Annotated in this window: 10 protein-coding genes; all 10 read right to left on the bottom strand. The window is 45.9% G+C overall.

The window, feature by feature from the left end; all coding sequences use genetic code 11:
* Positions 1–188: 188 nt before the first annotated feature.
* The 10 genes from HPK16_RS12235 to HPK16_RS12280 all read right to left on the bottom strand — a co-directional run bounded on the left by HPK16_RS12235 (position 189) and on the right by HPK16_RS12280 (position 12,272).
* Positions 189–5,378 carry a toxin Cry1Ac domain D-VI-related protein gene (locus HPK16_RS12235; protein ID WP_181677230.1) on the bottom strand — a complete coding sequence of 1,730 codons (5,190 nt, stop codon included), beginning with the start codon at positions 5,376–5,378 and terminating at the stop codon, positions 189–191.
* Between the two features lie 301 nt (positions 5,379–5,679).
* A complete protein-coding gene (locus tag HPK16_RS12240; RefSeq protein ID WP_181677231.1) occupies positions 5,680–6,240 on the bottom strand; it encodes an NADPH-dependent FMN reductase in 561 nt (186 codons plus the stop codon).
* Between the two features lie 67 nt (positions 6,241–6,307).
* Positions 6,308–7,309 (bottom strand): GTP 3',8-cyclase MoaA, encoded by a 1,002-nt coding sequence (gene moaA, locus HPK16_RS12245; protein WP_181677232.1) that lies wholly within the window; start codon positions 7,307–7,309, stop codon positions 6,308–6,310.
* Positions 7,310–7,327: 18 nt separating this feature from the next.
* Positions 7,328–7,807 (bottom strand): cyclic pyranopterin monophosphate synthase MoaC, encoded by a 480-nt coding sequence (gene moaC / locus HPK16_RS12250; RefSeq protein WP_181677233.1) that lies wholly within the window; start codon positions 7,805–7,807, stop codon positions 7,328–7,330.
* An 18-nt stretch (positions 7,808–7,825) separates the two neighbouring features.
* Positions 7,826–8,068, bottom strand: coding sequence for a molybdopterin converting factor subunit 1 (gene moaD, locus HPK16_RS12255; protein ID WP_181677234.1), 243 nt, complete (start codon positions 8,066–8,068; stop codon positions 7,826–7,828).
* Positions 8,055–8,477, bottom strand: coding sequence for a molybdenum cofactor biosynthesis protein MoaE (locus HPK16_RS12260; RefSeq protein WP_181677235.1), 423 nt, complete (start codon positions 8,475–8,477; stop codon positions 8,055–8,057). Before HPK16_RS12260 ends, moaD begins: the two co-directional genes overlap by 14 nt.
* Entirely contained in the window at positions 8,474–8,959 is a 486-nt protein-coding gene (gene mobB, locus HPK16_RS12265) for a molybdopterin-guanine dinucleotide biosynthesis protein B (RefSeq protein ID WP_181677236.1), read from the bottom strand. The genes HPK16_RS12260 and mobB overlap by 4 nt, the downstream gene beginning before the upstream one ends.
* Positions 8,938–10,158 (bottom strand): molybdopterin molybdotransferase MoeA, encoded by a 1,221-nt coding sequence (locus tag HPK16_RS12270; protein ID WP_181677237.1) that lies wholly within the window; start codon positions 10,156–10,158, stop codon positions 8,938–8,940. Before HPK16_RS12270 ends, mobB begins: the two co-directional genes overlap by 22 nt.
* An 88-nt stretch (positions 10,159–10,246) precedes the next feature.
* Positions 10,247–10,999, bottom strand: a complete 753-nt coding sequence (gene modA, locus HPK16_RS12275; protein ID WP_425487935.1) for a molybdate ABC transporter substrate-binding protein — start codon at positions 10,997–10,999, stop codon at positions 10,247–10,249.
* Positions 11,000–11,096: 97 nt separating this feature from the next.
* Entirely contained in the window at positions 11,097–12,272 is a 1,176-nt protein-coding gene (locus HPK16_RS12280) for a nitrate/nitrite transporter (RefSeq protein ID WP_181677239.1), read from the bottom strand.
* Positions 12,273–12,334: the final 62 nt, after the last annotated feature.

Consider the following 12,334-nt stretch of genomic DNA (forward strand, 5'->3'; position numbering starts at 1 on the left):
TGGATTGGGTTTCGTCACTTTTATCTTAACGGATGTTGATATTACTGTGTATTTTTTTGTCTTGAAATGAGAACAAAAAAATGTTGAGGCAGATTAATTTCTACCCCAACATTTATTATAGAACCGAAAAAAAAGATCAAAATCATGTTTCTCGATTTTGATCTTTTTCGTTTGCTTCTAAATGTTGTTTATTTGACTGTAACTGTGATGCGTTTCACTTCTTTGTAACCTGCGTCTGCTGCTACAAGTTCTACTAAGTGCGTGCCGTCTGTGACAGATCCGTCCACGCCGTTGATTGTATAGGCACCGTTATTGAGAACGGCTGTTTTGACGTTGACGCCATCAACAGCTAGTCTCACGAAAGCGATATCTTTACCGTAGTTTCCTGTGATGGTTTTAGCGCCAATCGTGTAGGCAGCTCCATCCATTGTCAGCGTGTAATCTTTGACGATAGGATTGTTTTCGACGCTGATGGTCTTGCGATTGACTTCTTTGTATTGGGCATCGACGCCAACCACTTCTACTAGGTCTGTGGTTTGTTTAATATAGTCGGCAATGCCATTTAAGCTGTAGGTGCCCGCAGATGATACGGCTTGTTTCACAACGACGCCGTTCACTAGTAAGCGAACTTTAGATACGTTAGAACCGTACGTGCCCGTGATGTTGTTTGTGTTGCTGTTTAACACGTATGTCGGTGGGGCTGTTAAGGCGTTGTCTAAGCTGCTAAAACCTGCCGTTGGCACCGTGACGCGATTAACTTCGTTGTATTGGGCATTGACACCGACTACTTCGACTTTGTCGTCTTTGCTTGTGATAAAGCTTGCGATGTCACTTACGGTAAATGTGCTGCCGTTGGTTGTTGCTTGTTTGACTAAAGCTCCATTCACAAACAGACGGACTTTGCTAATATCTTTTCCGAATGTTCCAGTCAGATTGGCATCGCCCTTCGTATACGTGTTTGGTGTAAGGCTTGTATCAAGAATCGAGCCACCTTTTGTTACGACTGTTTTGCGTGCGACCTCTTTGTAGGCGGCATTCACACCGACTACTTCGACTTTATCGCTGCTTAGCTTCACCCAAGATGGGACGCTTCCGATGCTGTAGGTGCCATCTGCGTTCGTTGTTGCTTGACCTACAACCGTTCCGTTGACCCATAGACGGACTTTGGATACGTCTTTGCCGTATTTCCCAGTGATGGTTGCACCACCAAGGGTATAATCATTGGCTGTTAGGCTGTAATCGTAGACGGGATCTCCTGTTACTTTCACGGCTACGCGTGCGCGTTCGACATACCCGCCATCGACACCAGCGATTTCGACTTTATCGGTTGGTTTGGTGATGTAGCTGGCGATGTTCGCAAACGTGTAGTTGCCGTTGCTTGTTGCGCCTTGGACAATCAGTACGCCGTTTACAAACAGACGAACTTTCGCGATGTTCGCACCGTACGTTCCTGTTAGGGAAGTGTCACCGATTTTGTAGTCTTTGGCTGTTAGTTTGTAATCGGCAGCTACCGCAGCGACGGTTGTGCTTGCCGTGGATGTTTTACCGTTGCTTGCTTTGGTTGCTGTCGCGATGATGATGGAGCCTGCGACTTGTTTCGCCATCGTTAGTTGGTATTGGCCGTTACTTCCAACTGTCCCAGAAGCGATGATTGTACCGTTCTTTGTGATGACAATGGCGCTGTTGGCTTCGGCTGTTCCTGTTACCGTCGTGCTGTTGACGTTGAGGGCACCGATCGTTGTTTGGGCCATCGTTGTGTCAGCAATCGTTTGGCTCGCAGACGAGATTTTACCGTTGCTTGCTTTCGTTACGGTTGCTGTAATCGTGGAACCGGCGGCTTGTTTCGTTACGAAGAACAGGTAGTTGCCGTCGCTTGCGACTTTACCGGAAGCAATCGTTGTCGCGCCATTTTTAATCACGATATCGGCATTTGGTTCGCCTTTTCCGCTAACGGATGTGGAATCAACTGTGATAGCGTCTAGCGTTGTTTGGGTGATTTGGTCGTCTTTGACAACGCTACTTGCGCTCGATGTTTTACCATTCGATGCTTTCGTTACGGTTGCTGTAACCGTCGATCCAGCGGGTTGTTTCGGAATGGTGACGCTGTAATTGCCGTCGCTACCGATTTTACCAGTGGAGAGCGTGGTGCTACCGTTTTTGATGACAAGCGTGCCGTTTGGTTCGCCTTTTCCAGATACGGTGGTGCTATCTGTGGTTAAGCTGCTGATCGTTGTTTGAACAATCGCTGTGTCCGCGATCGTTTGACTTGCCGATGAGGTTTTGCCATTGCTTGTTTTTGTGACCGTTGCTGTAATCGTCGAGCCGCCAGCTTGTTTTGGAATGTAGAACATGTAGCTGCCGTCGCTTGCGACTTTACCAGACGCGATCGTTGTCGCGCCATTTTTGATGATGATATTGGCATTTGGTTCGCCTTCTCCGCTAACGGCTGTGGAATCTTCCGTTATGGCATCGAGTGTTGTTTGAACCATTTGCTCGTCTTTGACGATGCTGCTTGCGCTCGATGTTTTACCGTTCGATGCTTTCGTTACCGTTGCGGTAACCGTTGAATTTGCGGCTTGTTTCGAGATCGTGAAGCTGTAATTACCGTCACTGCCGACTTTACCTGATGCAATGATTGTCGCGCCATTTTTAATCGCGATATCCGCGTTTGGTTCGCCTTTTCCGGATACGTTCGTGCTATCTGTTGTTAGGCTACTGATTGTTGTTTGAACAATCGTTGTATCTGCGATTGTTTGACTTGCTGTTGAGATTTTACCGTTGCTTGCTTTCGTTACGCTTGCTGTAATCGTCGAACCGGCAGCTTGTTTAGGAATGAAGAACATGTAGTTGCCGTCGCTTGCGACTTTACCGGACGCAATCGTTGTCGCGCCATTTTTGATCACGATATCGGCATTTGGTTCGCCTTTACCGGTCACCGTTGTGGAGTCTATCGTTAGTGTATCCAGGGTTGTTTGGACGATTTGTTCGTCTTTCACGACCGTGCTTGCGCTGGCTGTTTTACCGTTACTTGCTTTCGTTACGGTTGCGGTAACGGTTGCGAGTGCGGGTTGTTTGGCAATCGTGAAGCTGTAGTTACCGTCACTGCCGACTTTACCAGACGCAATGGTTGTTGCGCCATTTTTAATGACAATCGTGCCGTTGGCTTCGCCTTTTCCGGATACCGTCGTGCTATCTGTCGTTAATCCGCCGATGGTTGTTGGTGTGATTTGATTGAATAACGTATTAGCTTTCGCTACATCAGCGGCTAATCCTGCTTTTTCTGGTGTTGTCGCTGGTAATGCGTCGACTTTTGCTTTCGCTGCGTCAATCATTGCTTGTGTTGTACTATCTTTCAACACCGAATTCGTTGGGGCATCGGCGAACAGGGCGTTTACACTCGCTGTTGCGTCATCTGTTACTTTTTTCGTATTGAGTTCGTTTTGTGCTTTGTCTACCAATACTTGCAGTTCTGCGCGTTTGGTTAGATCTGTGACCGTGTTGACTTTTGCTTGCGCCGCATCGATTTTGGCTTGATCTGTGGTTGGTTTGATGTGGTTGGCTGGGTTGTCATTAATGAAAAGATCATTGATGGCTACGGTTGCGGCTGCTTCGCGTGCTTTTTCTGCGTTCGTTGCATCCAATTCTGTTTGTGCTTTAGCGATTTCCGCGTTAATTTCGGTTTGTTTCGTTGGAACCGTCACTTTGCCTGCCGCTGTTTTCGCTGCGTCAATGGCTGCTTGATCCGTTGTGGCTTTAATGTGGTTATTTGGATCGTTGTTGATGAATAGCGCATCCGCTGTTGCTTTCGCTGCATTATTCGTGTTTAATTCGGTTTGTGCTTTGTTGACTTGGCCTTGTAATTCTGCTTTTTTCGTTGGGTCTGTGACAAGGTTTACTTTCGCTTGCGCGGCGTTGATGGCTGCTTGATCTGTCAACGCTTTAATGTGATTGGCTGGATTGTTATCCAGGAACAGATCATTGACTGCCGTGACTGCGGCTGCTACTTTCGCTGTTTGGTCTGTATTGGCATCCAATTGTGTTTGGGCTTTCGCAATTTCAGCATTAATTTCCGTTTGTTTGGTTGGAACCGTTACTTTGCCTGCCGCTGTTTTCGCCGCGTCAATGGCTGCTTGATTTGTTGTTGGTTTGATATTGTTTGTTGGATTGTTGTTGATAAATAGGGCATCTGCTGTAGCTTTTGCTACGTTGTTTGTGTTTAGTTCATTTTGCGCTTTCGTAACATAGCCTTGCAGTTCTGTTTTGGCTGTCGGATCGTTGGTAATCGCATTGACTTTTGCTTGCGCCGCGTCAATCGCTGCTTGGTTCGTTGCTTCTTTGATGTGATTCCCTGGATTGTCATTGACGAATAGGTTATTAACCGAGGTGCGTGCGATCTCTACCTCTGATGCAGTGACCGTTACGGGGATGACCTTTGTCAAAGATGGATTCGAAACCGATGTTACTGTAATCGTTGCTGAACCAGTGGCTAAAGCTGTCCAATTACCATTTGCATCTACGTTAATTACAGAGGTATTATTAGATGCAAAAGTGACAGCCTGATTTACGAATGAAGGAGCTACAGTTGTAGTTAATTTTCCTGTAGATGTACGGGTAGTATTAATACTTGATGCACTAACATCAAGAGCTGTGGCATTATAGGTGTTTGAATTATCCGAATCCGGAATACTTCTTAGAAGTGGACTTCCACCATTTTCAGATATTCTAATATCTCCATACTTAACCCCTGCTGGTAGTGTTATAGAAAAATCGCCATTTGCATCTATTCTTCCCTGAGCCCGCTGGGTTCCTAATCCCCCGTAACCTGAATCCACATCTGATAAAGTTATATCCCGGTTAGAAACGTTATCAACATGTCCACTTATTATTTTGTCCCCTAGTTTAAATTTATTGACATAACCAGAATAATCTTTATTTTCTCTAACAACAGTTTCTACTTTATACCCCATGCTTTCTACGGTGATGATTGATGGATATCCCCAAGAACTATTTAACTGAAATCCATTAGTTCCACCGTTTGTAGTTTTTGGAAATGTAGCTGCATAATCACCATTGGCATCTGCTGTTACTGTTACTGCCAGCAACTTATAATCTCTACGTGAGTCATCAATAGGATAGCTATAAACCCCCGCACTAACAGTTACAGATTGTCCGGCGCCATTTGGGATATGCCCAGTTATAGTCTTGTCTCCAACTAAAACTGGATTTAAAATACCTCCCTGACTAGCCGTCAATAGACTTCCTGTTAGCTTGTTCTCTGCCGCATGTGTCTCTACAGGTGGTAATCCTGTAATAATCGTGCTTGCTAATACATTCGTTGCTACTAAAACCATTGCTATTTTCTTCATGTTCTTATTCATTTTATAATTTGCTCCTCTTATTTGTATTATTTTGATCGAAATCCTTTGCTTAATGACTGCTCCTTTCTACCATGATTCTTAAAAAATGACATGTGTTGCTGTCGTTCAGGTAAGTATCATACTGACTCTTACATCCATTACTCTAACAGCTTTGTTCCTTACAAAAAACACAGAATTTCTTCTTTATTGAATCGAAATGTATCTATTTTGTGACGCTTTATTGTGGATTCAACAAAAAAGCAGTAACGGTTCAGCCTTTTATGCCAAACTGTTACTGCTTCTTTATATTGCTTCTATTTCATTATTGTACAAGTATACTAGCAAATTCTGCTGAGACGGCCTGCAATGGTAATTTATAGCGAGCGAAGTCTTTCTCAATGTTTTTAAATTGGCCGCGCTCATCGAACATCTCATCGGAAATATCGAGTGGTGGGTTGGTTGCCATATTATACATGTGCAAGCCTTGTGTCACAAGTTTCATGCTGAGCGCTGCTTGAAAGCCGCCGTGACCGCCGTAACACATGATGCTCACTGGTTTCCCGCGCCATTCGTCGTATAGAAAATCCAAGGCGTTTTTCAAAACAGCGGGATAGCCCCAATTATATTGTGGAAAAATGAATACGAAACCGTCGTAGCCTTTGATTAATTCGCTCCAAGCTTTGGTGTGCTCTTTTTGATAATTACCGTGCGCTGGAATTTCTGGTTCGTCTAGAAATGGGAGATTTATTTCGGCGAGATCGATGAGGCTCAGGTTCAGCTTGTCGTGTTCCATCTCTTTCATCGCCCATTCAGCGACTGTACGGCAGACGCGTGTTGGGCGGTTGCTTCCAATAATGAGGCCGATATTTGGTTTTTCAGACATTTTATTCACTCCTATGAAAAGAAAGTCTGCATCCTCCGAGACGGGTGCAGACTTCTTCTGAATTTAATTAACCTCCGATTTGGCTCATGCGCCGGGTCGTCGGTTTGTGTGATTGCATTTCGTCTTGCAGGGCAATCGCCATCTCGTGACTTTCTGGTTTGTTGTCGATTGATTTTTGTACGAGTGCCATTAGTTTCTCTGGGTCGTCGATGAACGGGCGGATATTCATTTCTTCATCCCAATACAGGCACGCTTTAATGTAGCCATCCGCGGTCAGACGCAGTCGATTACAACTTGCGCAAAAATGGGAGCTGACTGGGTGAATCAAGCCGAATGTCCCTTTTGCGCCTTCTAATCGGTAGTTTTCTGATGGGCCGTTGCCGCGAATCGAGTTTACTGGTTGGTACGCTAAGCCAGCTTCTTTACAGGCATCAAAAATGGTTTCTAGTGACAAATACTGCTTTTTCCAGCTATCGCCAGCGTGACCAATCGGCATGTATTCGATGAAGCGGATATTAATATCTTTGTCTTTCGTGAACTGCAGAAAATCGAGAATTTCATCGTCGTTCTGACCTTTTATCAAGACCACGTTAAGCTTGATTGGAAAAAAGCCGACTTCTTCTGCTTTCGCAATGCCATCTAGTACTTTTTGCAATCGACCGCCGCGTGTAATTGTTTTGAAACGGTCTTCTTGAAGCGAATCTAGACTGATATTGACTCGGGTTAATCCGGCTGCTTTCAAGGCTTCTGCTTTTTTGACGAGGTACATCGCGTTGGTTGTGACGGCGATATCCTCGATTTCTGGGAGCGCGCTAATGCCCGCGATAATATCTACAATGTCTGTTCGCAAAAGTGGCTCGCCGCCTGTGATGCGGACTTTTTTAATGCCAAAGCCGACCATGATTTTCATGAAGTCTACAATCTCGTCTTTGGACAGTACTTTTTCGTGAGGTAGGAATGTCATACCTTCGTCGGGCATACAGTAAACGCAGCGTAAATTACAGCGGTCAGTGACGGAAATACGGATATAATCATGGACGCGTCCAAAGCGATCGGTTAATAGTTGCATGATCCCTGCCTCCTATCGTTATTTATCGAAACGGAATTTTCCGCTTTTGCCTCCTGTTTTTTCAACAAGATGGGTATTTTCAATGACGATTTTTTTATCTATCGCTTTGCACATGTCGTAAACGGTTAGTGCGGTCACGGATACGGCGGTCAGTGCTTCCATCTCGACGCCAGTTTTGCCAATCGTCACTACTTCGGCGATGATCGTTAAGTGGTCTTTGCCGTCGTCTGTGAACATGATGTTAACTTTCGTCGTCATGATTGGGTGGCACATTGGGATGAGTTCGCTCGTTTTTTTGGTAGCCATGATTCCTGCTACTTGTGCAACCGCTAGCACATCACCTTTGTCGATTAGCCCGTCTTTGATTCGCGTCAAGGTCGCTTCTTCCATATGTAGCGTCGTTTCGGCGATCGCGCGTCGTTGGGTTTCACTTTTCTTCGTTACATCTACCATGTGGGCGCGTTGTTCGTCATTAAAATGGGATAGTTCATCAGTCATTTTATCGGCTCCTTCATCTCATCCTCCGCTTACTGGAGGGATTATCGCGATTTCTGAAACGTCTGTTAAAAGGCAATCGTCTGGCTGAAACTCCATGTTCACCGCAATCATGCATTTTGCCACGTCGGCTCTAATCGCTGGGATTTCTTTACTTACTAACTGTCTCACATCTGCGACAGTCTTGCAATCAGAAAGGTCGAGTTCTAGTTGCGTGACTCCTGCTTTTTGGACGAGAAAAGCGAACAACTTAATGGGCGTCATCTCGCTCACCTCCCCAACGAACACGATCGGTATCGACTTCTTCTTTCCAAATTGGCACGCGTTTTTTTAAGTTTTCAATTATAAAACGGGAACCTTCGTAAGAGGCGGCGCGGTGTGGTGTGGCAACTCCGATGAAAACGGCGATATCGGTCAGTTCCAACTCGCCTAAACGGTGTATCACGACCACATCGGCGTCATATTTTGCCTCGACTTCGTGTGCTAGTTTGGACAGTTCTTTAATCGCCATTTCTTTGTATGCTGTGTAGCGAATTTTCTCGGTTTGGATGTCGCCGGTCCATTCGCGAATCGTGCCGACAAACATGTTCACAGCGCCGAATCTGGCATTGACTAACTCTTGGTATGTGGCTCCGACATCAATCGGCTCCTGCTGTAATCTAACATTTATCATTGTAAAAATTCCTCGATTATTGTCTGACATAAGGCAACTTGTGCGGCTTGCGTGCTTATTTTCAAAATGTTGGCTGGTAAATCGTCGCGCAATGTTGCCATCGTATGGATTGCTGGTAGAGATTCTAGTGTGGTGATATCTTCTGCGTCCCGCACCATCACGATTTTTGGAAACGGCGCTTCTTTGTAGCCTTCGATTAAAATCACGTCGGTCGGTGGCAGTTGAGCAATCATGTTCTGAAGCGTGATGCCTTGATCCACCATAATCGCATGTTGGGAAGAGGATGATAGGGCGACAACATCCGCGCCGCTCTCACGAAACGAGTGGGAATCCGTGCCTGGATGGTCGATGGTGAACGCATGGGCATCGTGTTTGATGACTGCCACCGTGTAGTCTTGCGCTTTTAGTTGCTGCACAAAGCAATTCGTGAGCGTTGTTTTGCCGCTTTTTTTGAATCCTGTTATTTGGAGGATAATCGCCATATCTCTATCTCCTCTCCTTTATTTTTGCCTGTTTTGCCGCTGGGGATTTTGATGAGGCATTCGGTTAAGTGTAAATTGCCAAGCGCGCTCGACATGTCGCTGCCAACGGGAACCGCGGTTAATTCGCCGGCTTCGTATAATAATTGCCCGCGTAAAAAGCGATCGTAAGCGTTGTTTTTCGAATAATCCGCGCCCATTTTAGCTTTTTGAAAAGTGAATTGGGTTTCGATGTCACCGCTCATTTTGGCGAGTACTGGCGCGATGAGTAGGTGAAATGCTGTGAAACAGGCGCCGGGATTGCCGGACAAAGCTGCGACTAGCGTGTTTTCGTAGCGCATCGCTGTCGTGACGCTGCCGGGCCGCATTTGGATTTTGTTGTAGAGCAGTTCGGCGTCCTCTTTTGCGATAATCGCCATGAAATCGAAGTCCCCGACGGAAACTCCGCCTGTTGTGAGAATGAGATCGGCTTTTTTCGCGAGATCAGTGAGTCGATTTTTCGTCAAGGCTAGGTCGTCCTCGATTTGCTCGACTGCAATGACTTCCGCTCCTGCATCTGCCGCGAGCGCCGCCAACATCAGATGGTTACTGTTGAAAATTTTCCCGTCTGGTAGGGGTTCGCCGGGTTGGACAAGCTCGGAACCAGTGGATAAAATCGCCACGCGCGGCCTGCGGAAAACGGTCACGGTCGGTATGCCGAATGCTGCGAGTAAGCTGATGGAGCCGGGATTCAGATGGTGATGCGCTTGCAGTAATGGCGCGCCTGCCTCGAATTCTTCGCCGCGCTCTGTGATGTTTGTATTTTTATGCGTGTTGATGAGTGTGATTGTCGCCGCGTCGCCGGTTTCGCGTGACTGCTCCAACATGATGATTTTGCCGGCGTTTTCTGGAACTTTGGCGCCGGTCATGATGCGCACGGTCTCGTTTTCCTGCAAATCGTGATTGTACGCGGCGCCACAAGGAACGTCCGCCACGACTTGAAAGGTTCGCGGGTAATTTGAATCGTCCTCCGCGCGAATCGCAAAACCGTCGTAGCCTGAACGCCTGAAATACGGCATCGCCATCGTCGCGGTGACTTCTTCTGCCAAGATTCGACCATTCGCGTCTGCGGTTTGAATCTGCTCTGCGCCAAGCATGACCGCGTTATCTAACAATCTTTTCTGGGCCTCTTCCACCCGAATCGCCACTCGTTTATCCAACATGCCAAACACTTCCTTCTCCCACAAATTTCAGCTAGTTCCACTATACATCAAGCGCTGTAAAAATAACAGTGTAAGCGCTCACTTCTCGTTAGTTCGCTGCTCCAAATCCATACTTTTTCAAAATTTTCTGCGCTTGCGTTCCTTCCATATAATCCATAAATTTCGACGCCTCATCAGCCACGTCAGAATCTTTCACTGTCGCCACGTAATATCCAATTGGGCTGTGCGACGCGTTGCTCATTTTATAAGCCGTCTGCACCTTTTTGGAAATCATCGCATCGGTTTGATATACAAAACCAATATCCGCGTTGCCAGATTCAACGTACGCCAACACTTGACGCACATCACTCGCCTTCACCAAACGCGATTCCACGCCCGACATCAACTGCTCTTTCGTCAAAAATTCCGCTGCATATTTTCCGGCTGGTACAGAAGCAGGATCGCCAATCGCAATCACACGCGCCTTCGCAAGTTCTGTTTTAATATCGCCGGTTGGAACACTTTTTTTCGGCATCACAGCAACCAATGTATTTGAAGCAATTTCCTGTTTTTCGCTAATTAATTTCTTTTTCAACAATGTATCCGCATCCGCCGCGCTTGCGAGTACCACACCATCAATCGGTGCACCGTTCTCCACACGCTCCCGAACTTGCCCAGATCCAGCAAAATCAAATTCTAATTTTATGTTATCATGTTCTTTTTCATACAGCGGCTTGACGTCATCCATCACATCTTTCAAACTCGCCGCCACAGAAATATGTATCGTTTGCGGTTCCGGCGTGCCGCATCCAGCCAAAACTAGACATAACACCGCTAAAACCAAACTGCTTTTTATCCACATTTTCATCTACGTTTCCCCCTATTCCAGTCTACCCCTATTGTACGGAATTTCCTAAAAAAAAGACAGCGAAATAGTTCCACTGTCTTCCTTTTTAAGATCAGGTCGTTACGGTTGGTTTGCGCAAATAAACAGCCCAGACTGTCACAAGACAAACGAGTGCAAACACGCCAAGCAAGACAAATCCAAGCGTATAAGAACCTGTATTTTGTTTAATAATACCGAGTAAAAGCGGTGGGAAAAATCCACCTAGTCCACCAGCTGCACCAACGAATCCCGTCACTGCACCTGTATTTCCTTTTGAAACCATCGGCACCATTTTGAAAATAATCCCGTTACCAAGCCCAACAATCAGCGCGGTAATAAAGATAAGTGTCGTGAAAATGCCGTACTGCGTCAGTGAGAACGCAATCAGGAACGCGGCCACGGCAACGAGTGCAAAACCGGTTGTCAGCAATTTCGTTGGATTGAATTTATCCGCCAAAATCCCACCGACAGGACGCATGAATGTCGCTGTTGCAGCAAATCCAGCAGAGAATAGCCCCGCGTTAACTGCCCCAATCGAGAATTGGTCACCCATAAACGCTGGCAAATAATTGCTAAGCGCTACGAAAGAACCGAATGTGAGGAAATAAAACAGCGATAAGTACCACGTATTTTTATCCTTCACAACCGATAGCGACTGCTTCAACGTTTTCTTTTCCGTCGAGAGCTTCATTTCCTTCGCGAAAATAGCAAAGATAGCGACAATAATCACAATCGCAATCATCAAGGAATAGTAAATCCAATCGAATCCCCAGTTTGCATTTATACGCGGAATAATAAGACCAGAAAGCGCATTACCAATGTTACCCATCCCCGCAATACCAAGAATTAAGCCTTGTTTTTCAGCTGGGAAAAAGGTCGAAACGTAAGAAATCGCGATGGCAAAAGTTGTCCCTGCCATACCGATGAAAAACGCGCAAAGCATCAAGTATAAATAAGTGCTCGCGAAAGGTATCAAAACGAGCGGAATTAGCGTGAAAAGCATCGTGATAATGTATATTTTCTTCCCGCCGTACCGATCACTTAAAATCCCCATTGGAATCCGCATGATAGAGCCTAGAAGTACGGGTGTTGCAATAAGTAAGCTTTTTTGTGAAGCAGATAAACCAAATTCCGCGGCAATCTGATTGGAAACTGGGGATAAAGAAGCCCAGACCATGAATGAAATCGCCATCGCAACTGTAGCAATGGTGAGCGCGATATACGCGTCTTTTTTTGATGTTTGTTGCATTGTTTATTTCTCCCTTCTTATGTTGAAAATCTTATAAGGTGTCTTGTCTGGTGTCGTTGGAT

Source organism: Paenilisteria rustica, assembly GCF_013820765.1.
GTDB lineage: Bacteria > Bacillota > Bacilli > Lactobacillales > Listeriaceae > Listeria_A > Listeria_A rustica.